Genomic DNA, 21,214 nt, shown 5'->3' on the forward strand with positions numbered 1-21,214 from the left:
CATTCTTTAAATTTGCCCCATAATCTAAAAGTGTACTTAATTTTTATCTTATGAGTATTATCAAGAAAATTCATGCCCGTCAAATCCTAGACTCCAGAGGTAACCCTACAGTTGAGGTAGATGTAGTCACCGAGAATAATGTACTGGGAAGAGCCGCTGTTCCTTCAGGGGCATCTACGGGCCAACATGAGGCAGTAGAGCTGAGGGATAATGATAAAGGAATTTTTATGGGTAAAGGAGTGACTAAAGCCGTAGAAAATGTAAATAATTCTATTGCACAAAAGTTACTAGGCGTTTCAATATTTGAGCAAACTCTGATTGATCATACTATGCTTGATTTGGATGGCACACCAAACAAATCTAAGCTTGGAGCTAATGCTATCCTGGGAGTATCCTTAGCGGTAGCCAAAGCTGCTGCGCTTGAGCTAGGTCAACCTTTATATAAGTACATCGGAGGAGTGAATGCAAATACTCTCCCTGTACCCATGATGAATATTCTGAACGGTGGTAGTCATGCGGATAACGCTATAGATTTTCAGGAATTTATGATTATGCCAGTTAAGGCAGCAAGCTTCTCTGAAGCACTTCGTATGGGAACAGAAGTTTTTCATCACTTAAAAAGTGTATTGAAAAGCAAGAATCTTTCTACTAATGTAGGGGATGAAGGTGGCTTCGCACCTAACATTTCTTCTAATAAAGAAGCAATTGAAGTGGTATTACAGGCCATTGAAAAGGCTGGCTATAAGCCTGGTGAGGAAATCTTCATTGCTCTGGATGCTGCTTCTACAGAATTTTACGATAGTGAGAAAGGTTTATACAAGTTTGCTTCATCAGGAGAAGAGCTAAATTCTTCCGATATGGCAAACTACTGGAAAGAGTGGGTGGATCAGTACCCTATCATCTCTATTGAAGATGGTATGAGTGAAGATGACTGGGCGGGCTGGAAAACTCACACCGATCTGCTGAAAGATAAATGCCAATTGGTAGGGGACGACCTTTTTGTGACCAATGTGAATCGCCTTCAGGACGGTATTGATCAGGGAGTAGGTAATGCTATCTTGATCAAGGTTAACCAAATTGGTTCTCTAACTGAGACTATTGAGGCTGTAAACCTTGCTAAAAGAAATGGCTATAAAAGTGTGATCTCTCACCGCTCAGGAGAGACTGAAGATAATTTCATTGCTGATCTAGCAGTAGCTTTGAATGCTGGCCAGATCAAAACAGGTTCAGCTTCCCGTTCGGACAGAATGGCTAAATACAATCAGTTGCTTAGAATTCAGGAACAATTAGGGCAAGTAGCTTACTTTCCAGCAAAATTATTGTAGCAGATTATCTGAATTAGTATAAAATTGATTAGTTTAATGCAATCCAATTATGGGTTGCATTTACTTTTTTAAGTGAATGCAATCAATTTAATTTGCTTTACGTTTACTTATCAAATGGACATGCATGCGTTTCCTCAATAAAATACCAAAATTCATTAAGAGTTTTTACTTCCTGTTCACTCTTGGTTTTGTAATTTGGATGCTTTTTCTGGATACCAATGATATTGGTTCACAGATTATGCTGACGAGGAAACTTAATGCTTTAGAAAAAGAGAAAGAGTTTTATCAGAAAAAGATTGATCAGGTAGAAAAAGACCGTAAAGAATTATTGAGTAATGATGAATTGCTTGAAAAATTTGCCCGTGAAAAGTACCTGATGAAAAAGCCTGATGAAGATGTATATGTCATTATTAAGCAGTAAACATTATCTTTTTATGAAGCGATTGGTCATTGCTGTTGTTTTTATCTTAAGTAGTGTAGTTGCATTTGCACAAGAAGAGAGTACCAGAGAAGAGAGAAGCAGCGGTGATTTTTGGGAAAGAATTACAGTAGGGGGCAATTTTGGTCTACAATTCGGTTCCGTTACCTTCATTGACCTTTCACCGATGGTTGGGTATCGCTTTACCGATCGGTTTACTGCAGGGCCAGGCATTACTTATCGCTATCTAAAATACAGAGGCTATGAGGCTAGTAGTATATACGGTGGAAGTTTCTTTGCCAGGCATCTTATTGGGAGCCAGTTTTTTGCACAAGCGCAATACGAAAGCCTTAGTTCCGAATATCTGACCTTCGTAAATCAGGAGCCTTACTTCAAACGTGAGTGGGTATCAGGCTTATTTATCGGTGGAGGTTTGTATCAACCCTTAGGAAGAAGAGGCGCTATTCTATTATCAGCAATGTATAACTTGATGTACGACAACGTAAAATCTCCTTATAATAGTCCCTGGGTGCTAAATGTTGGATTTACTTTATAAAAGGGATTGCAAACTTTTCTGATAATTCCTTTAAATCTTTTACTACAGGATCTAAAAGGGGGATACCTTCCTTTTTTCTTATACTTTCCATTTCTCTTTCGGGATCACCCGGAATCAGTACTTTCTCCTCATTCTCAACAGTTTTCGCTGAACGAAAGCGTTCAATCCACTGATCCATATGTTTTTTGAATTCATCAGCCGGGCGAAAAGCATCTACGCGCATCGCGCCCAGAAAATGCCCAATTCCTTCGCCAACAGGATCTTTAGCCAAAGGTAAAAAACTGACAAATGGAGGGACCCAGGGCCCATAATTAGCACCTGAAAAAACAGCTGAAAAAATATCTACAATAGAGCCTAAGCAATATCCTTTGTGGCTACCACGCTCTCTGTCACTGCCCAGCGGTAGTAATGCGCCTCCGTTGGCAAGTTCATTAGAATTAATGGAAGATTGACCTTTGGCATCCTGCACCCATCCGAGAGGGGCTTCTGCTTTTTTCCGTTGCAGGATCTCCAACTTCCCATTGGCCACAGTAGTTGTTGCAAAATCGGCTACAAATGGAGGTTGCTGATGAGCGGGTATGGCTACTGCAATGGGATTAGTACCCAGTAAACGTTCAGTGGCAAAAGTAGGTGCTACCAAAGGACTAGCATTTGTCATAGCCACACCAATCATATCCTTGTCCAATCCCATCATAGCATGGTAACCTGCGATACCAAAATGGTTAGAATTTTTTACACTTACCCAGCCTGTACCTGCAGAAGATGCTTTTTCCATCGCTACCTTCATGGCAAATGGAGCAACAACTAAGCCCAAGCCTTCATCACCGTCAATAACAGCTGTACTGGGAGTTTCGTGTACGATCTGTATGGCAGGTTTAACATTTATCCTTTTCTTCTCCCATAACCTGACATAGCCTGCAAGCCGTGCTACTCCATGAGAATCAACTCCTCTTAAGTCAGCTTTGAGCAAAACGTCAGTGGCAAGTTCGGCATCATGGGTAGGGCAACCCATTTTTCTAAAAACTTTAAAGGTAAATTGGTATAGGTCAGTGTGGTTGAAATGTTGCATGTAACTGTCGTTACTTTTACTGATTGGCTATAAGTTGGTTGGAAACAGATCGTAGTAAGCCTTCTTTAAGTGCGTATGCGGAGACTCTGATATTTCGTATGTGATATTTGTCTAAAACGAAGTAGATTAACCAGGAAGCAACTACTATCATGTCGGCTCTCAACTCTATCATTCCGGGGATTCTCATCCTCTCTTCATGATTTTTTTCACTTAAGGCACGATGTGTTTTTAAGTAATGATCGTAGTCAAGAGGTAGTTCAGAGGCATCGGGAGCAACCGCAATACTCTCATCAATTACATAAATATCACTTAAGGTATCAAATGTTCCGGATGCGCCTATCAAAGTTCTAGGATGATATTTCTCTATAGCTTCCGTCAGGCTCTGAAGCTCCTTTTCAAAGTATTGTAAAAGCTGTTGAGTATTCTCTTCAGAAATAGGATCAGCAATAGGGAACATCTCCAAAAGCCGTTGAGCGCCTATCTCATAACTCTGCTTCCATAGCACCTGCTCCTGATCACATATAATAAATTCCACACTACCACCCCCTATATCCATAATGAGTGCGTTCTCCTTTTTTAGGCTCATAGCTTCTTTTACACCATAATAGATATAGTCAGCTTCAATATCTCCCGGAATAATATCTATAGTGATTCCTGTCTCATCGTAGACTCTCTTGGCAAGTGCTACTCCGTTTTTGGCATTGCGAAAGGCGCTGGTTGCAGTAGCCACTACATGATCAACTTTATATTGGTCAATCATATCTTTAAAGTGTTGAATTGCCGCAAGAGCCCTCAACTGAGCATCCTCATTGATCATTCCCTGATTAATGCCCCCACGGCCAATCATCACAGCTTTGCGTTCACGATGCAGCAAATGAAACCGCTGACAACTGTCAGTGCTCACAATAAGCAGGTGAAAGGTATTGGTACCTAAATCAATTACGGCAATTTTTTGCTTCTCCATATCTATAAGCTATCTATCAACAGACAGCATGATGTACATACATTTGTTTAATGTAAATGCTCTGCGAAATTAAATGGTTTCTTATATATAACTATATTTAACAGAAATAAATTAATATTTACTATGAAAGAAAGGCAAAAAGATGCACCTGTAACGAAAGCTGAAAAATTACAACACCTTAAAGAAAAGAACGAAAGTGCCTTGCAGGGTGGGGGAGAGAAGCGTATCAAAGCACAACATGATAAAGGTAAGCTTACCGCCAGAGAAAGAGTTAATCTATTGCTAGATGAAGGTTCGTTTGAAGAAACAGGTAAGTTTGTAGAACATCGTAGCACTTCTTTCGGCCTGGAAAATCAAAAATATTTGGGCGACGGTGTTGTTACTGGCTATGGAACTCTGGAAGGGAGGCTGGTATATGTTTATTCTCAGGACTTTACCGTTTTTGGAGGCTCATTATCCGAAGCGCATGCCGAAAAGATTGTAAAAATTATGGATCTGGCCATGAAGAATGGTGCTCCCATTATCGGCCTAAATGACTCGGGAGGTGCCAGAATACAGGAAGGTGTTGTCTCTCTGGGAGGCTATGCTGATATTTTTTACCGCAATACCCTGGCTTCAGGAGTGATTCCCCAGATTTCAGCGGTGATGGGACCCTGTGCCGGAGGTGCAGTGTATTCTCCTGCCATCACAGACTTTATTTTTATGGTGGAGAAAACCTCTTATATGTTTGTTACCGGACCTCATGTGGTAAAAACAGTAACCCAGGAAGATGTAACGGCTGAAGAACTGGGAGGAGCCATTACCCACAGTACCAAAAGCGGGGTGACACATTTTGCCAGCAAAAACGAGTTGCAATGCATCAAAGACATACGCCGTTTGGTAAGTTATCTTCCTCAGAATTGCGAAGAGGATGCTCCTTTCATAGCATATAAACCTCAGGAAGATGAAAGCAGGGCTGTTCTGGATGATATCGTACCCGAAAATCCAAATCAGCCTTATGACATGCGTGAGGTGATAAGCGGTATTGTAGATGATGGCAGTTTTATGGAGGTTCATCAGAATTTTGCTGAAAATATTGTAGTGGGTTTTGCAAGGCTGGGAGGAAGAAGCATAGGGATCGTGGGTAATCAACCTGCTACTTTGGCTGGAGTGCTTGATATTAATGCCAGTGTAAAAGGCGCACGTTTTGTACGTTTCTGCGATAGTTTTAATGTGCCTCTGCTGGTTTTGGAAGATGTACCTGGCTTCCTGCCCGGAACAGACCAGGAGTGGAACGCAATTATTACTAATGGTGCGAAATTGCTCTATGCTTTCAGCGAAGCTACTGTGCCAAGAGTGACAGTCATAACCCGCAAAGCTTATGGAGGTGCTTATGATGTGATGAACTCTAAACACATAGGAGCTGATATGAATTATGCCTGGCCTAGTGCCGAGATCGCGGTAATGGGAGCCAAAGGTGCTGCTGAAATCATTTTCAGGAAAGAAATAGCCGAAGCTGAAGATCCGGAAGCCAAACTGCAGGAAAAAATTGAGGAGTATACCACTACTTTTGCCAATCCCTACATGGCGGCCAAGCGAGGCTACATAGACGAAGTGATTTTTCCACATCAGACAAGGACAAAACTGATGAAAGCTTTCAAAATGTTGGAAAATAAAGTAGATAAGCTACCGAAAAAGAAACATGGCAATATTCCTCTGTAAGTAATGTAAGCTGAGTTTTTAATGCGTATCCTGCTTCATAAGCCCTTAACTTGTCAAGAAACCTTGCTGCTAATGAAACATATAATTTTGGGCTTGATATTTATCTCTGTTTTCAGTTTAGCGTATGCCCAGGAGGATAGAAATATTCCTTCTGATGAAATAAAGCTTCTTTTCTGGAATGTTGAGAATCTCTTTGATACGTATGATGACAGCCTGAAAAATGATGAAGAGTTTTTGCCTTATGGCATTCGTGGGTGGAATATAGAGCGTTATCAGCAAAAGTTATTTCACCTTTATAAGACCTTTATTGCCGCGGGTCAGTGGAAGTTTCCTGAGATTATAGCTTTGGCTGAGATTGAAAACGAAAAGGTACTAAAAGATTTATTAGAGCAAACACCTTTGCTAAGGGCAGGTTATGAGATTGTACATCAGGAGTCGGAGGATAGGAGGGGAATTGATTTAGCAGTATTGTACAGACCAGAGAAAGTCCATCTGCTGGATACAAATTTTATCAGACTTACTTTTCCGGGTGATGGATTCCGAAAAACAAGAGATATAATATATCTGAAGGCTCAAGTTAGAGAAAATTCAGCATTTCATCTTTTTGTAAATCATTGGCCCTCCCGCTACGGAGGTGGTAAAGCATCCGAGGAAAGGAGAATTTATGCTGCTTCTGTGGTAAGTGAGCATGTAGATCAACTTCTGGATCAAGATCAAAATTCAGCAATTATTGTGACAGGAGATTTCAATGATACACCGGCAGATAAGAGTTTACAGGTGTTGGCTGGTAAAGATTCTAGTTTAATGATCATCTCTGACAAAACATTTGCTGGTACACATAAACATCAGGGTTTATGGAATCATTTTGATCACATGTGGGTAAGCAAAGCTCTTTTGATGAGTAGTAATTTTTATGCAAAGGAACATATAGCAGAAATTTTTCACCCTGATTGGTTATTGGAAAAAGATAAGACTTATGGTGGAGTAAAACCTAACAGAACCTATGAAGGGTACCGTTATCATGGAGGATTTAGTGACCATCTGCCCCTTATGTTAACATTAAAAATAAAGCCTAGGATATTGGCAGAAAAAGATAATTATTAACATGCAAAGTATTAGCAGAAGTATAATAGTACCGGCAAGATTGATCATGATCATGTGGGCGGTATTACTTTTTGAGTATACTTATCGGATTGATTTGGCCCTTTTTGGGATAATGCCGCGCACCATAAGAGGACTGGTAGGGATTATAACTGCGCCTCTACTTCACGGAAGTGTAAGGCACCTGGCATCAAATACTATTCCCCTGCTTTTTCTAGGCACTATGTTATACATGTTTTACACCAAGATTGCTACCCGTGTATTTCTCCAATGTTATTTTCTTACTGGAGTATTGGTATGGATCTTTGCACGCCCTGCTTTTCATATTGGGGCTAGTGGACTTATTTATGGACTGGCCTCTTTCCTTATCTTCTTTGGTATTTTCAGGCAAGACTTTAAATCATTGCTGATCTCATTGCTAATCATGTTTATTTATGGTGGACTTTTTTACGGAGTCTTACCCACCCAGGTCGGAACTTCCTGGGAATCTCACCTATTGGGGGGAGTAGTAGGCTTTTTTAATGCGGTAAGTACCAGCAAAACCAGGAGTGTGAGTTATTAACTTAAGTCAATAGCTCTTTAGCATTTTCAAAAGCAATATTAGAAGGGTTGCTTCCGCCAATCATTTTAGCAATTTCCTTAATCCTTTCATCCTGCGTAAGCTTCTTAATTTTGCTTACTGACTTACTGGATGTATTATCTTTATAGACAAAATAGTGCGCATCACCTTTGGCAGCAACCTGAGGTAAGTGGCTGATAGCAATTACCTGATGATTTTTGGCCATTTCTTTCATCATGTTTACCATCTTGATGGCAATCTCTCCGGATACACCGGTGTCAATCTCGTCAAATATAATTGTAGGTAAAGAAATTTTATCTGCCAATATATATTTGATACAGAACATCAACCTGGAAAATTCACCTCCTGAGGCTACTCCTTTAATTTCTTGAGGAGCTATGCCTTTATTGGCACTGAAAAGTATATTGATTTCATCTAATCCACTATCACTTGGAGAAACTTTAGTACGTGCTACATCCAGATGGGCATCGGGAATCCCCAGATTTTTGAGTAGCTTGGCAATGATTTCAGCAAAGTCATGAAATACTTTTTGCCTGGAGCTACTTAAATTTTCTGCATGCACCATCATTTCCTGATATGCTGCGTCTTTAACTGATTTGAGTCGCTGCAACTCTTGATCAAGATTCAGAACTCTTTCCAACTTATGTTCAAGATCAGCCTGAATTTCCAGTAACTCCTCTACCGAATCTACCTGGTGTTTTTGCTGCAATTGATAGATAAGGTTGACACGCTCTCTTACCGTATCTACTTTGTCAATATCAAAATCTACTTCAAGAGCTTCACTTTCTGCTTCACTATTAATATCTCTCAGCTCTATCAGGCAGCTTTCCAGCCGCTGGTAAAGAGAGTCATACTTTTGGGAGTATGAAGAAATCTTGCCCAATGACTGCTTGGCTTGTACAAGCATATCTTCAACACTGTGCGTATCATTAGCCAACAGGGTATTAAGCATATTAAGTTGCTCTTTGATATTACCGGCATTTTCCATCACCCGAAGCTCATCTTCAAGTTTATCCTGCTCACCTGCCTGAAGTTTGGCTTTGTGCAACTCTTTAAGCAGAAACTCATGGTAGTCAGCTTCCCGCTTCATATCAGCAGCTTGTTGTTTCAGTTGCTCATATTCGCCTTGTGCTCTGCGATGATGATAATAGCTCTGTCTGTAAATTTTCAGCAGGTTTTCATTGTCTGCAAAAGCATCAATAATTTCAAGCTGGTAGACATTATTTGCTAAAAGTAAGCTGTCATGTTGGCTATGGATATCCACCATAAATTTGCCCACACCTTTCATGGTTTCCAGCCTCACCGGAGTATCGTTGATAAATGCACGGGATTTTCCACTGGGAGTGATCTCTCTGCGCAAAATACAAACCGGGTCATAATCCAGTTCTTCCTGGTCAAAAATAGACTCAAGTTTGTATTTATTCACTGTAAATGTACCTTCAATTACGCATTTAGAATCCTCATTATAAAGAGTTTTCTTATCAGCACGATTGCCAAGTAGTAAGCCTATTGCTCCCAGCATGATAGATTTACCAGCACCAGTTTCTCCGGTTATGATGTTCAGAGATTCGGAAGGCTCCATTTCCAGAGCCTCTAGCAAAGCGTAATTTTTGATTACTAAGTTTTTGAGCATACAATGCTAAAAAGTAAAGCAGTCAGTTATGTCTAATTTACAATAATTTATGCAGACTAATCCTTAAACAGATAAAAGCATAGGTTTTGTTTACTTGCCGGCAGATTTAGTAAAATGTTATCATCTCTGTAAACACTTTACAAATAGGAATAGTCATAATCTTATACTTGAATTAAGTATGCAAAGCTACAACATGGGATGAGTAATAACAATAGGAGTGAAGATACTTGTAAAAAGTATTAGTTGTTAATGATAACACTGTAATCATCAGTCAGGGTTGGATTAATCTCTACCAGCGCATTATAAGCATCTCTACGAATCTGTGTATCTCCTTTGGAAAAGGTACTTATGATTTCATCATTTTTGGCGTCAAAAAAGGAGATCAGTAGAATTGACTGAGGAAATATCTTACTCACAGTTTGAATCTCTTCCAGAGCAGAGAGCATGTTTTTACGGCTTTCTGATTCATCTTCCAGAAAAGTATCCAGCCCTTTGCGATGGTAATTGTATATACCTCTTCTGACAGGAGTCATTTGAGGGTTGATAAAGTTTTCCGCCAGCCAATAACGATTACGTCTACGGTTACTTCCAAACTGGTCCCAGCCCGCGCCTCCCTGCTGTTGCGCATTACTGACAATTTGTTGAGCCCTTTCAAAGAACATCTGGCCTCCTAATTCGCTGAAAGAATCATAGTCTAATCCCAAAATAATATTGGCATAATAAGCGAGAAGGCTGGTAATATTTGTGGTATAGGAGTTAAGGTTGAACTCTAATGGTTGGGATTCTACATATTGAAATTGCCAATCCCGATCGGCGAAATTGAGCATTAATGACTCATAATTTGTACTATATACCGGGCGAGATGACTGAACCTGAACTGTGGCCTGGAAATTACCCACTGAGGGCATTTGCTCAATATTGATTACAAAGTTACAATTGATTCGTTCTTCAGGGGCAAAAGCATCATCAGTCCACTTACGGTTATTCAGAAATTGCTGAAAAGCATTCTCCATATCTGTAAATACCCTCGTCTCAGTGGTCTGTACGTTTTGAAAATTGACGACCACATTCGCATTAAGTTCCTGTGCAGTTAATGGAGAGCTAACAGCAAGTAGAAATAAGTAAAATATAGAAGATACTTTATACATGGTAATTTTCTATTATGAGCTGAACAATATCCCAGGCAACTTCCTGCTTAGCCTTGAGGGGAAAGGCTTTAACATCATCTTTTTTTGCGAAAAACACTTTAATCTTATTGGTATCATGTCCAAACCCTGCTCCCTTATCATTTAAAGAGTTTAATACGATCATATCAAAGTTTTTTTCTTTGATCTTTTTGTACGCATTTGCCTCTTCATCATGAGTTTCCAGTGCAAATCCCACGGTAAACTGATGCTCTTTTTTCTTTAAGCTCAAAGTTTTAGCAATATCAGCTGTTTTGCGAAGCTCCAGACTTAAAGAGTCATTGTTCTTCTTTATTTTTTTATCAGATTTTACTTTAGGAGCATAATCTGAGACTGCTGCTGCAAAGATGGCTACATCACAGTTTTCAAAATATTGCTCTGCGGCTTCCAGCATTTCCTGAGCAGACTTAACATGTACAAGCGTTATATGCTCATGCGATAATGTTAAATTTGTTGGTCCGCTTACTAAAACAACTTCAGCCCCATTATCTGCCAGTGATGAGGCTAATGCGTATCCCATTTTCCCTGAAGAAGCATTACTGATATAACGCACAGGATCAATGGCTTCTTGTGTTGGGCCTGCTGTTAAGAGTACTTTCTTTCCTTTAAGAAGCAGGGATTTAGTAAAAAAATCCTTTAGAATTTGTAATATATGTTCAGGCTCTGCCATTCTACCCTGACCACTTAAGCCGCTGGCAAGCTCTCCCGTTTCTGCATCAATGATGAGATTACCATATTCTTTTAACCTTTGTAAGTTGGCTTGAGTGGAAGGATGAGTATACATATCCAGATCCATAGCCGGAGCCAGTATTACTTTGCAACGTGCAGATAAGTAAACTGCCGAAAGTAAATCGTTACAAATGCCCTGCGCAAATTTGGCCAGCGTGTGTGCACTAGCTGGAGCTACTAAAATCAAGTCTGCCCATAATCCTAATTCTACATGATTATTCCAGGTGCCTGCTTTGGCATCTGAGGTAAAAGTGGAGAGTACAGGATTTTTGGAAAGTGTGGATAGTGTAAGAGGGGTGATGAAATCTTGAGCTGCATCTGTCATAATTACTTTGACTTCAGCTCCTTCCTTCACCAGGAGACGAATGAGAAAAGCGGCCTTATAAGCCGCTATACTCCCACAAATACCTAATATTATTTTTTTGCCTTGCAGCAATGTTACGAATTATTGCTCGTCCTCTTCTACGCGCCTGAAACCAATTTCTCCATCCAAAAACTCTTCAATTGCCATTGAAGTAGGCTTTGGCATTCTTTCATAGAACTTAGAAATTTCAATTTGCTCTCTGTTTTCAAACACCTCCTCAAGGTTATCTACTGTAGAAGCAAATTCAGCAAGTTTGCCATTTAACTCTTCTTTCATAGCCACAGAAATTTGACGGGCTCTCTTAGAGATAATAGACACTGACTCATAAATATTACCAGTAGGCTCGGCAATTTTATCAGTATCACGAGTTACGATTGATGCGGGTATGTTAGTCTTTTTATTCATTGCTTAATAGATGCTTTACTGTCAGAACTGTCTTTTTGAATTTTACTGATACAAGTTTCGTAGATATTTTCTGCTTCATCCACAAATTTGCTTTCAGGATACCTATCTATAAATGATTGATAGTACTCTATGGTAGTATAATATCTTTCTTTTTGTTTAACCAAAATACTCTGCTCAGCCAATTTAAATTGAGCGGCTACTTTCCAGTAACTGATTTCTTCATTCAAATGTGAGTCAGGATAATCTTTCTGGAAATTATTAAAAGCAATGATAGCTGCTTTGTAGTTTTCAAGCTTGTAGTACAAGGTTGCATTATCATATGCTTTTAGCTCAAGTTTGGCTTGCAATTCATCAAGAATCTGTTCGGCTTTGTCAGTGTATTCACTGTACGGGTACTTATTGATAAAAAGCTGCATAGCCTCTATAGCTTCATAAGTACTGGTTTGATCCAGATTTGGCACAGGAGACTGAAGGTAAAGAGAATATGCGTTCATGTAAAGAGCCTCAGTCGCAAATTGGCTTCTGGTATAGGTATCGAAAAAGTTTTTGAAATAGTGAGCACTCAAGATATACTTTCTCTCATAATAATGAGCATAAGCATAATAAAACTGAGCTTCTTCCGCAGTCTTGGTTCCTTTGATAATAGGCAGTACCTCTTCCAGCAAGACGATTGCTCTATAGTAATCTTTGTCTTGATAGTATTCCAAAGCGGCATCGTACTTCACCTGCCAGTCAGAACTTTTCTGAATTTTCCTGAAGTCACTACATGAAGTGACCAACACCAAGAAAAGACCTACGATTACGAAGTATATATTTTTTTGCAATGCTTATGTGTTTATGTGCTGCAAAGTTAATTGTATCTTAATGAAAATACAATGTATGTTGCATAAACAAAGTTCCTAAGTTAAAGTCAATCAGATAAATAAACGGAAATAGGAAGAGCTTATTTTCTGACTACCATCTTTTTGGTAGCAACATTCTTTCCGTTTAGTTGCAGGGTATAGAAATAAATTCCATTGGAAAGTTGCTCAGTAGGAATTTTAATACTGTTTTCAGAATAGGGAAGCTCCTGTTCAATTACTTGATTGCCCAATAAATTGAGTATCACAATTTTGGCTGATTGACCAAATCCTAAAGAATAGTCAATAGTAGCAGAATTAGCAATAGGGTTGGGGTAAGCATTACTGACCTTCAAGTCAGGGCGCTGATATAAAATTCCACTGGGAAACTCGCCTTGTACATGAAATTTGAATGAGCGCTCAATGGCATTGGAAGGATTGTCGGTATCAAAAAAAAGGAAGCGAATATTGCCCTGAACTTCGTCAAAAATAGCACTTAAATTGAATGAAAGACCATCAAAGGTTTCTCCAGGCTCAAGGGTTTTAATTTCTAACAAACCATTTTTATCCAGACAGTTATCGCCAGCACATATAGAAGCTAATAATTCTTCATTTTCCTGATCTGTCTCTAATACTTTTATTGCTAGCCGTAAGGGTTGATCTGATTCGTTACGAATACTAAGAGGAGATTTATGTAATTCACCAGTCTGCACATAATACTCTTCCTGTGAGTTTAGCAGCGTAAACCCCTGAGGATAAGCACTTAAGCTACAGAAAAAGAAAATGACTGGTAAAAAAAATCTCATAAACGGATATAAAGAATATTTATTTCATAAAATTAACTCAATTTTTTTCTATAAATCAACTAATTTTTAGCATTTTATTACATTCAGTCCAAAAAGAGTTTATCGTCCCGGCGGTGAGTTTTGTAAGCCTTTTTGTTGCCCTTCTGATATAGGTTTTTCACTATTTTCTTCTTCCTGCATGCGCTTCAAAGCAGTTCTTTCAATTACCTGTAATTTAGTAGGTCTTTCTTCAATTCTCCATTGAAAACCCTGTAGTTGTTTGTCCGCTTTACTCAATTCGTGTGGAGGAATGAGCTTTCCGTTGGGTTGAGTATAGAAAGAAATATTATTGAGGGCCCCTTCAGCAAACCTGAGCACCATATCACTACATAGAATATGATTCATGCCAACCATTATTGAATCTTGCTCAAGTACAAAATATATACTTTCTCCATTGCCGTTGACATCAATGTTTTTTATTTGTCCCTGTTCAAAATCCACTATCATTTTACGGCCTTTTACCTGATTGAAGTTTTCAATAGTATCCTTAGAAATTACAAATGAATTCTGAGTGACATTCATTTTCTCTATCTGCCCATTCACTATTTCAAGATTGATAGAATCAGCTACTATCTGACTTTCATCATTCCATAATATGGGGTCACGGTAAAGGTAAAGGATTGAATCAGTGATGTGGTAGGCCAGAGAATCAGCCAAAGCCTGTAAATCACTTCGGTAAATTCTTACATCATGGTAAGCCAGAATCCTTTCTTTGGCTGGAATGGAGTCCTCTACACTTATTAAGGTATCTGCTGACAAAAAAAGTGTGTCCAGACCCATAGGCCTTCTCATCACTGCCTGGCCATACACTTTGGTTATGCCAATGTTTCTACGATAGATAGCACTATCCCCGGTGATGATGACATTATTGTCTTTGGAGACCATCTCTACATTTGATGTAGCCCGGTAGAGTTTCTGTATGTCATCCAGAAAAAGCTGGTCAGCACTAATAACATAATTTTCAGTTTCTACAGTCCCCAGGCCAAATATGGATTGTTTTTCTGTAGTTAAATACTCACTGCCAGCCTTAGCCATAAGTTCGGTCCCATCATTTGAAGTGATAAGTGTGGGGCCTAAGGTGTATGCGATTTTAGATTCAGTATTGTATTGAAGTGTATCAGATTCCAGTTTATAGTCAGGATTGACTAATACAACACTGTCTTTAAAAGATGCCATGTTAGTGGCAGTATGGTAAGAGCCTTCTATACTAGTCAGTACGTTGGTAGAATCTACCAGTCGTCCCCCTTCGTAGTAATAAGCCAGATTAGCAGGCAGATCATAGTCAAGATAGTCGGAGTACAAAGTCATACTTGGAGTGGTATAAATTACATTTCCACGCATTTTAGCAACCCTTACATTGCCATCATAAATCAATTTATCCCCCACTACCTTAATAGTATCTCCCTCTTCAACGCGTACGCGTTCACCAAATACTTCCGTTAAATTTTTCTGATTGTATAAAATCACCGAATCACCAAAAATACGGGTATTACCTTGCCTGAGAATTACATTGCCAATGAGTTTGCGAAATTGTTCATTGGTCTCCGGGTTTTTTCCTCCCTGAAATACCTCAGCATTTTCAATCTGTATATTTTTCTGTCCGAAAGCAGAGAAACAGCAAACAAAAAGGAAAATAAGAGGTAAGTAGAAATATACTATCTTCATTTTTTAACAGTGCTTATATTTTTAGAAGTCAAAAGACCCTAAATGCTTTTGACGAATAATCTTAAGGTATGGTTAACAAATTCAGGGCATTTATTCATGAAACAAATTTATTTGATGAAAATTCTCCCATCTTACTTGCAGTGAGTGGTGGAATAGATTCTGTAGTGATGGCTGACTTATTTGCTGAGGCAAATTTTGACTTTGCTATAACACATTGCAACTTTCATTTGAGAGGAGAAGAATCTGATGGGGATGAGGCTTTTGTACGCCAGCTTGCCAGGCAGTATGAGGTAGATTGTTTTGTTAAGGCTTTTGAAACAACAGATTATGCTGAACAGGAGAAGGTTTCCATAGAAATGGCAGCCAGGAAGCTCCGCTACGATTGGTTCAATACTTTGCTCAATCAGCATAACTATGCGTTTGTAGCTACTGCTCACCACAAAAACGATGTCCTAGAGACCATGCTTTTTAATCTAAGCAGAGGAACGGGAATCGCAGGTCTGCATGGCATCCTACCCAAAAAAGCCAATATCATTCGTCCTCTTTTGTTTGCCGGCAGAAAGCAGATAGAAAACTATGCCAAACAAAAGAAATTAAACTGGAGAGAGGATCGCTCCAACCAGGATGAAAAACATAGAAGAAATCTGATCAGGCGAAAGGTAATTCCGGTGCTTGAAGTTGTGAACCCTAATTTACTACAAACCATGGAGATGAGCCTGGAAAGAATCTCTGGAACAGAAGATGTCTTCAAAGCAGTGGTCAAGGATCTGAAATCAATTTGCATTCGTAATGACGGAAGGGATGTGTATCTGAATATCAATATATTGAAAAATCAGCCGGGACTTAAAGTAGTCCTTCATGAACTGATCAAAGAGTATGGCTTTCAGTATCATCAAAGTAGAGAAATCGCCGAATTTGTAGAGAAACATGAGCGAAATATACAAGTAGGAAAAGTTTTTGACTCCCCCACTCACCGTTTGAATATAGACCGCAAAGAGTTGGTAATCAGTTCGCTCACCGATGATATTGGAGATTTGTATATGATAGACGAGAAAGAGCATATCTTACAGACTGATGAGTTTGAGCTAAACTTTAATGTGCTGGATGCACATAAATATAAGATCATGCCTCTGGCTAATATCGCTGCCCTGGACCATGAGAAACTAAAATTTCCGCTCAAGCTCCGTACTTGGAAAAAGGGAGATTATTTTTTTCCGCTGGGGATGAACCGTAAAAAAAAGCTTAGCGATTTTATGATAGACCTCAAAATTCCGCTAAACTTGAAAAAAAGAGTAATGGTACTTGTTTCCGGTGACGAAATAGTGTGGGTTGTAGGCCACAGAATTGATCACCGTTATAGAGTGATAGATAAGACAAAGCAGGTTTTTGAGGTCAGACAGGAAGTTAAGTCCTTACCATGATACTTTTGTGCGAATAGCCATAAAAGCAGCATTACCTTTATTGATTTATGAAAAACCCTTTTCAACGCTCCTATTCTGCTGAGGAGACCAGCCTATTTAACTTTTTGTCAGGCATCAAAATATTTGAGGCACTCTCTGATGATGAGAAAGCATTTTTCTTGCCCTATCTGTATCTAAGAAAGTATAAGCAGGATGAGGTAGTGTTTTTTAGAAAAGATCCCAGTCATGCACTGTATATTATCAAAAGGGGAAAAGTATCTATATCTTTTGACGTGGGTGATGAATTGGAAGTTTTGAATCAAATCGGTACTGGGCATTCATTCGGTAACAATGCCTGCATTGGAGATACTAACCGTTTTTATAATGCCATTGTCACTTCTCCTAATGCTGATCTTTTTGTGATACCTCACGTAAATATTATGGATATATTTTCAGGCCAGCCCAAGATTAAAGCTAAAATGCTGGCCTCACTTACTGAAATGTATGATGAATACACCAAACAGTTGTTCGCCTCTTATCGGTCTTCCAAAGGGTTTTTTAGCCTGGATTTACTCTATACTACTTTCTAAGTACAATTGAAGCTGTAATTACTATCTTCTTTGCACTACTTTATTAAATTTGTGTCCTGCAGACAATAATTTTTTTACCAAACTATAAAATACATATATACTATGAAAGTAACTGTAGTAGGAGCCGGAAACGTGGGAGCAACCTGTGCCGATGTATTGGCCTACCGTGAGGTAGCCAATGAAGTTGTATTGGTAGATATAAAAGAAGGGCTTGCCGAAGGTAAAGCTCTGGATATCTGGGAAAAATCACCTATCAATCTTTATGACACCCGTACCATTGGATCTACCAATGATTACTCCAAAACTGCCGGATCAGATGTGGTAGTGATCACTTCCGGACTGCCTCGTAAGCCGGGTATGTCGCGTGACGACCTTATTGAAACCAACGCAGGTATCGTAAAAACGGTAACTGAAAATGTAGTGAAGCATTCACCAGAGGCTATTATTATCATTGTATCCAATCCTCTGGATGTGATGACTTATCAGGCACACCTGACTTCTAAAGCACCTCGTACCAAAGTAATGGGTATGGCAGGTATTTTGGATACAGCTCGTTATCGCTCTTTTTTGGCGGAAGCAATCAACGTTTCTCCTAAAGACATTCAGGCAGTATTGATGGGTGGTCATGGTGATACTATGGTTCCTCTGCCTCGTTATACTACCGTGGGTGGAATTCCTGTAACTGAGCTGATTGACAAAGACAAGCTTGATGCTATTGTTGACCGTACAAAGTCAGGTGGCGGAGAACTGGTAAAGCTGATGGGAACTTCTGCGTGGTATGCCCCGGGTGCTGCTGCTGCGCAGATGGTGGAAGCTATTGTAAAAGATCAGCGTCGTGTATTCCCAGTTTGTGTGAAGCTTGAAGGAGAATATGGTATCAGCGATTGCTACCTGGGCGCGCCGGTGATCCTCGGCAAAAACGGAATTGAAAAAATCATTGAGCTTGAGCTTACTGATGACGAAATGCAACTGCTGAAGACTTCAGAAGGACACGTAAGAGAAGTGATGCAGGTGTTGGATAAAATGTCTTAAACCTCATTGCACATATTCTTCTTGATAAAAAGGCTTTAGCGATAAAGCCTTTTTTTATGCTTTTTACGTAAACTTATTATTAGAAAAAAATAGGCTCTGCTCTTCTTGCTGATTGTAATGCTTGCTTGTAATGCTTGCTTGTAATCCTGTGCCTCAGCAAGCGCATGCCGAGAGTGATAAAGAGGAGTCGGGTCAGAATTTTCTTTAGGGTCAGGTTATGGCTATACATAATGAAGTGATGCCTGAAATGACTCGCATTTTTCGCTTGCAAAAGAAATTAAAAATACTCATTGACAGTTTACAAAGTGAAGGAACAATAGCTACTTTCTCAGTAGACTCATTACAAAAGCTTAACGATGATCTACAGAAGGCTGATAAAGCGATGATGAACTGTAAGCGTTTCAGTGAATTTCAGGTTGAAGGCAAGCAACATGAGGAAATTATAGAAGCGCTTGTATCAGAAAAGGAGAGTGTCATCGTTGTTAGAGAGAAAATGCTAGACAGCATTCAAAAAGCTGAAGACATTTTACAATACATTGAAACCCCTTAGCTACCTATATCCCTACAGTGTGTACATCCTTTTTTCGCTCTTATTTACACTGGCTTGCAGTAGTGAAAATGAGCCGGAAAGAGAGCTTGTGTACGATCCTACCCCTTATCAACCTGAGCTACCATGGTACTTTCCTGATGCGGTAAACTTACCCGCCGATAATTTATTAACAGAAGAAGGAGTGGAATTAGGGCGCATGCTTTTTTATGAGAAACAGTTATCCGTTGATCAAAGCGTATCCTGTGCCTCCTGTCATCAGCAAGATAAAGCCTTTACTGACGGGAGACAGTTTCCGCAGGGAGTGAATGGTGGACAGGTCAACAAGAATTCAATGTCACTGCACAATCTGCTGTGGGTTAGTCATCTGAACTGGGATGGCAGGTCAGCTAGCCTGGAAGAACAGGCTATGGGGCCGTTGACCAATCCTTTGGAAATGGGCTTAGCTGATGTAAATGAAGCAGTATTGCGATTGCAGACAACACAAATTTATCCGCCCAAATTTTTTGAAGCCTTTGGTTCGGATAGCATTACTGCAGAAAATCTTCTCAAAGCCCTGGCTCAGTTTGAGCGAACTCTCATCAGCAATCAATCCAAACTGGATCGCTACTGGCGCAATGAGTACGAGCCTACAGATCTTGAACTGAAAGGTATGACACTCTTTTTTACCCATCCCGAACCTTCTCAGGGAATTAGAGGAGGAAACTGCGGTGATTGCCATCTTGGCCCATTTACCGGTGGGGCTGCTGATGCCTTCAATGGTTTTCATAACAATGGATTGGACCAGGACAGTGATTTGGAAGATGGGTTGGCAGGATTTACTGGAAATGCTTTTGACAAAGGAAAATTTCGTGCTCCTTCTCTGAGAAATATTGCGCTAACTGCTCCCTATATGCATGATGGCCGATTCAATACGCTGGAAGAAGTGCTTGCGCACTATGATGAACATATTCAAATAAGTAGTACCCTTGATCCTCTGATACAGGAAGCCAGTAATGAAACTATCATACAAGGGGAGCCCATAAAACTGCATCTTTTGCCAGAAGAAAAAGAAGCCATACTGGCTTTTTTGCATATGCTTACCGATAGCACTTTTATTGAAGATGAACGTTTCTCAAATCCGTTTACACAAGGAGAACAATAGCCATCACTCTGACCTTAAGGGCAGATAGTTCTTTGGAAGTTGGCAATACTACTAATGCCTCAAAAAAAACTGGTGCTTTAAGCTTAAGTTAAGCCATGGCATGGAACTGGAATACCAATTATAAGTTTATACTATTAGAAGCATAGGAGGCTGCTAATGATCAGACAAAGGTCTGGCTGTGTAGTTGGTAAGATCTGAACTACAGAAAATGTACGTAACTATTAGGGCCGAGAACTGTACCAGAACGCAATCTGATCCGGGGATTGAATTCAAAACTTCAGGCTAATAAATTTGATCCTTGTCCACGATAGCTATGCTTCCAGCAAGTTTACCATATAAAAGTGTTGAATAGTTTATGAATGTACATATCGCAAGAATAGAAAACGGACTATCACCTTTAAAACAGCAGCTAGTAAGTCATCCACTTTATCAAAAAATCAAGTCTCCCCAGCATTTGCATACTTTTATGGAGCAGCATGTATTTGCGGTTTGGGACTTTATGTCTTTGCTCAAATTTTTACAGAGAGAACTAACCTGCGTTCAGCATCCCTGGCTTCCGACACAGCATACCTCAACTGCGAGAATGATTAACGAAATTGTGCTGGGTGAAGAAACAGATATAGACCGTCATGGAAGACCCGCCAGCCATTATCAGTTATACCTTCAGGCAATGGATCAGGCAGGAGCTGATTATTCGCTGATCAAGAGACTGGAAACCATGCTTCGCAAAGGTATACCGCTTGCTCAGGTTATTGCTTCATTGCAACTCCCCAGTCAGGTCAAAGCATTTATTGGCTTTACCTTTCAGACTATTGACAGAGGAGTTTTACACGAAGTTGCTGCAGTATTTACCTGGGGTAGAGAAGATCTGATTCCCGATATGTTTACCTCACTTGTAAAAGATATCCAGAAAAATCATCATACCAATCTGGAGGATTTTGTGTATTATCTGGAGCGTCATATAGAGCTGGACGCTGATGAACATGGGCCTATGGCAATACAGATGATGGAAGACTTATGTGGGGATGACCAGCAGAAGTGGAATCAATGTTATAAAGTATCTCAGAAGGCCTTGAAAGCGAGAATAAACTTGTGGGACGGTATTGCCAACGCCATTACATAA

Annotated in this window: 21 protein-coding genes; 12 read left to right on the forward strand and 9 right to left on the reverse strand. The window is 39.7% G+C overall.

The features are described 5' to 3' along the window. The first annotated feature begins 50 nt into the window (after positions 1–50). The 3 genes from eno (at position 51) to WJR50_RS17220 (ending at position 2,299) form a co-directional block, all read left to right on the forward strand. Positions 51–1,325 carry a phosphopyruvate hydratase gene (gene eno, locus WJR50_RS17210; RefSeq protein WP_341294541.1) on the forward strand — a complete coding sequence of 425 codons (1,275 nt, stop codon included), beginning with the start codon at positions 51–53 and terminating at the stop codon, positions 1,323–1,325. 124 nt (positions 1,326–1,449) lie between these two features. Continuing rightward, complete coding sequence (locus WJR50_RS17215) at positions 1,450–1,746, forward strand: FtsB family cell division protein (RefSeq protein ID WP_341294542.1); 297 nt, start codon at positions 1,450–1,452, stop codon at positions 1,744–1,746. A gap of 13 nt (positions 1,747–1,759) precedes the next feature. Then, entirely contained in the window at positions 1,760–2,299 is a 540-nt protein-coding gene (locus tag WJR50_RS17220; protein ID WP_341294543.1) for a hypothetical protein, read from the forward strand. On the opposite strand, the gene WJR50_RS17225 is transcribed toward WJR50_RS17220, so the two are convergent. Beyond that, positions 2,289–3,368: an Ldh family oxidoreductase gene (locus WJR50_RS17225; RefSeq protein ID WP_341294544.1), complete on the reverse strand. Its 1,080-nt coding sequence runs from the start codon at positions 3,366–3,368 to the stop codon at positions 2,289–2,291. The two genes, WJR50_RS17220 and WJR50_RS17225, sit on opposite strands and share 11 nt — an antisense overlap. Positions 3,369–3,384: 16 nt before the next feature. Next, complete coding sequence (locus WJR50_RS17230) at positions 3,385–4,332, reverse strand: Ppx/GppA phosphatase family protein (RefSeq protein ID WP_341294545.1); 948 nt, start codon at positions 4,330–4,332, stop codon at positions 3,385–3,387. A gap of 123 nt (positions 4,333–4,455) precedes the next feature. Here WJR50_RS17230 and WJR50_RS17235 point away from each other — a divergent pair, with 123 nt between their 5' ends. The 3 genes from WJR50_RS17235 to WJR50_RS17245 all read left to right on the forward strand — a co-directional run bounded on the left by WJR50_RS17235 (position 4,456) and on the right by WJR50_RS17245 (position 7,696). Further along, positions 4,456–6,033, forward strand: coding sequence for an acyl-CoA carboxylase subunit beta (locus WJR50_RS17235; protein WP_341294546.1), 1,578 nt, complete (start codon positions 4,456–4,458; stop codon positions 6,031–6,033). 72 nt (positions 6,034–6,105) lie between these two features. Beyond that, the gene (locus WJR50_RS17240; RefSeq protein WP_341294547.1) at positions 6,106–7,137 is read left to right on the forward strand and encodes an endonuclease/exonuclease/phosphatase family protein; all 1,032 of its coding nucleotides are present in this window, start codon (positions 6,106–6,108) and stop codon (positions 7,135–7,137) included. 1 nt (position 7,138) lies between these two features. Next, complete coding sequence (locus WJR50_RS17245) at positions 7,139–7,696, forward strand: rhomboid family intramembrane serine protease (RefSeq protein ID WP_341294548.1); 558 nt, start codon at positions 7,139–7,141, stop codon at positions 7,694–7,696. A gap of 1 nt (position 7,697) precedes the next feature. Here the strand turns inward: WJR50_RS17245 and recN are convergent, their stop codons facing one another. The 7 genes from recN to WJR50_RS17280 all read right to left on the reverse strand — a co-directional run bounded on the left by recN (position 7,698) and on the right by WJR50_RS17280 (position 15,378). Then, positions 7,698–9,347 carry a DNA repair protein RecN gene (recN, locus tag WJR50_RS17250; protein WP_341294549.1) on the reverse strand — a complete coding sequence of 550 codons (1,650 nt, stop codon included), beginning with the start codon at positions 9,345–9,347 and terminating at the stop codon, positions 7,698–7,700. A gap of 239 nt (positions 9,348–9,586) precedes the next feature. Further along, on the reverse strand, positions 9,587–10,495 hold the full coding sequence (gene porD, locus WJR50_RS17255; RefSeq protein ID WP_341294550.1) for a type IX secretion system protein PorD: 909 nt from the start codon (positions 10,493–10,495) through the stop codon (positions 9,587–9,589). Beyond that, a complete protein-coding gene (coaBC, locus tag WJR50_RS17260; RefSeq protein ID WP_341294551.1) occupies positions 10,488–11,696 on the reverse strand; it encodes a bifunctional phosphopantothenoylcysteine decarboxylase/phosphopantothenate--cysteine ligase CoaBC in 1,209 nt (402 codons plus the stop codon). Before coaBC ends, porD begins: the two co-directional genes overlap by 8 nt. A 9-nt stretch (positions 11,697–11,705) precedes the next feature. Beyond that, positions 11,706–12,029 carry a DNA-directed RNA polymerase subunit omega gene (locus WJR50_RS17265; protein ID WP_341294552.1) on the reverse strand — a complete coding sequence of 108 codons (324 nt, stop codon included), beginning with the start codon at positions 12,027–12,029 and terminating at the stop codon, positions 11,706–11,708. Continuing rightward, complete coding sequence (locus tag WJR50_RS17270) at positions 12,026–12,853, reverse strand: outer membrane protein assembly factor BamD (RefSeq protein ID WP_341294553.1); 828 nt, start codon at positions 12,851–12,853, stop codon at positions 12,026–12,028. The genes WJR50_RS17265 and WJR50_RS17270 overlap by 4 nt, the downstream gene beginning before the upstream one ends. A 119-nt stretch (positions 12,854–12,972) precedes the next feature. Further along, a complete protein-coding gene (locus tag WJR50_RS17275) occupies positions 12,973–13,674 on the reverse strand; it encodes a T9SS type A sorting domain-containing protein (RefSeq protein WP_341294554.1) in 702 nt (233 codons plus the stop codon). Between the two features lie 99 nt (positions 13,675–13,773). After that, complete coding sequence (locus WJR50_RS17280; RefSeq protein ID WP_341294555.1) at positions 13,774–15,378, reverse strand: OstA-like protein; 1,605 nt, start codon at positions 15,376–15,378, stop codon at positions 13,774–13,776. 68 nt (positions 15,379–15,446) lie between these two features. On the opposite strand from WJR50_RS17280, the gene tilS reads away from it, so the two are divergent. From tilS to WJR50_RS17310, 6 genes are all read left to right on the forward strand, one after another. After that, a complete protein-coding gene (tilS, locus tag WJR50_RS17285; RefSeq protein ID WP_341294556.1) occupies positions 15,447–16,799 on the forward strand; it encodes a tRNA lysidine(34) synthetase TilS in 1,353 nt (450 codons plus the stop codon). 47 nt (positions 16,800–16,846) lie between these two features. Further along, complete coding sequence (locus WJR50_RS17290) at positions 16,847–17,368, forward strand: Crp/Fnr family transcriptional regulator (protein WP_341294557.1); 522 nt, start codon at positions 16,847–16,849, stop codon at positions 17,366–17,368. A 102-nt stretch (positions 17,369–17,470) separates the two neighbouring features. Further along, complete coding sequence (gene mdh, locus WJR50_RS17295; protein ID WP_341294558.1) at positions 17,471–18,400, forward strand: malate dehydrogenase; 930 nt, start codon at positions 17,471–17,473, stop codon at positions 18,398–18,400. A 217-nt stretch (positions 18,401–18,617) separates the two neighbouring features. Continuing rightward, the gene (locus tag WJR50_RS17300; RefSeq protein ID WP_341294559.1) at positions 18,618–18,950 is read left to right on the forward strand and encodes a hypothetical protein; all 333 of its coding nucleotides are present in this window, start codon (positions 18,618–18,620) and stop codon (positions 18,948–18,950) included. 19 nt (positions 18,951–18,969) lie between these two features. Then, a complete protein-coding gene (locus tag WJR50_RS17305; RefSeq protein ID WP_341294560.1) occupies positions 18,970–20,091 on the forward strand; it encodes a cytochrome-c peroxidase in 1,122 nt (373 codons plus the stop codon). 355 nt (positions 20,092–20,446) lie between these two features. Beyond that, on the forward strand, positions 20,447–21,214 hold the full coding sequence (locus WJR50_RS17310) for a DUF3050 domain-containing protein (RefSeq protein ID WP_341294561.1): 768 nt from the start codon (positions 20,447–20,449) through the stop codon (positions 21,212–21,214).

It is taken from the genome of Catalinimonas locisalis, from assembly GCF_038039535.1.
Taxonomy (GTDB): domain Bacteria; phylum Bacteroidota; class Bacteroidia; order Cytophagales; family Cyclobacteriaceae; genus Catalinimonas.

What these genes read in the sequence shown, in the direction of transcription:
- eno (WP_341294541.1), top strand. Translation starts at nt 51, where the DNA reads ATGAGTATTATCAAGAAAATTCATGCCCGTCAAATCCTAGACTCCAGA.
- WJR50_RS17215 (WP_341294542.1), top strand. Translation starts at nt 1,450, where the DNA reads ATGCGTTTCCTCAATAAAATACCAAAATTCATTAAGAGTTTTTACTTC.
- WJR50_RS17220 (WP_341294543.1), top strand. Translation starts at nt 1,760, where the DNA reads ATGAAGCGATTGGTCATTGCTGTTGTTTTTATCTTAAGTAGTGTAGTT.
- WJR50_RS17225 (WP_341294544.1), bottom strand. Translation starts at nt 3,368, where the DNA reads ATGCAACATTTCAACCACACTGACCTATACCAATTTACCTTTAAAGTT.
- WJR50_RS17230 (WP_341294545.1), bottom strand. Translation starts at nt 4,332, where the DNA reads ATGGAGAAGCAAAAAATTGCCGTAATTGATTTAGGTACCAATACCTTT.
- WJR50_RS17235 (WP_341294546.1), top strand. Translation starts at nt 4,456, where the DNA reads ATGAAAGAAAGGCAAAAAGATGCACCTGTAACGAAAGCTGAAAAATTA.
- WJR50_RS17240 (WP_341294547.1), top strand. Translation starts at nt 6,106, where the DNA reads ATGAAACATATAATTTTGGGCTTGATATTTATCTCTGTTTTCAGTTTA.
- WJR50_RS17245 (WP_341294548.1), top strand. Translation starts at nt 7,139, where the DNA reads ATGCAAAGTATTAGCAGAAGTATAATAGTACCGGCAAGATTGATCATG.
- recN (WP_341294549.1), bottom strand. Translation starts at nt 9,347, where the DNA reads ATGCTCAAAAACTTAGTAATCAAAAATTACGCTTTGCTAGAGGCTCTG.
- porD (WP_341294550.1), bottom strand. Translation starts at nt 10,495, where the DNA reads ATGTATAAAGTATCTTCTATATTTTACTTATTTCTACTTGCTGTTAGC.
- WJR50_RS17265 (WP_341294552.1), bottom strand. Translation starts at nt 12,029, where the DNA reads ATGAATAAAAAGACTAACATACCCGCATCAATCGTAACTCGTGATACT.
- WJR50_RS17275 (WP_341294554.1), bottom strand. Translation starts at nt 13,674, where the DNA reads ATGAGATTTTTTTTACCAGTCATTTTCTTTTTCTGTAGCTTAAGTGCT.
- WJR50_RS17280 (WP_341294555.1), bottom strand. Translation starts at nt 15,378, where the DNA reads ATGAAGATAGTATATTTCTACTTACCTCTTATTTTCCTTTTTGTTTGC.
- tilS (WP_341294556.1), top strand. Translation starts at nt 15,447, where the DNA reads ATGGTTAACAAATTCAGGGCATTTATTCATGAAACAAATTTATTTGAT.
- WJR50_RS17290 (WP_341294557.1), top strand. Translation starts at nt 16,847, where the DNA reads ATGAAAAACCCTTTTCAACGCTCCTATTCTGCTGAGGAGACCAGCCTA.
- mdh (WP_341294558.1), top strand. Translation starts at nt 17,471, where the DNA reads ATGAAAGTAACTGTAGTAGGAGCCGGAAACGTGGGAGCAACCTGTGCC.
- WJR50_RS17300 (WP_341294559.1), top strand. Translation starts at nt 18,618, where the DNA reads ATGGCTATACATAATGAAGTGATGCCTGAAATGACTCGCATTTTTCGC.
- WJR50_RS17310 (WP_341294561.1), top strand. Translation starts at nt 20,447, where the DNA reads ATGAATGTACATATCGCAAGAATAGAAAACGGACTATCACCTTTAAAA.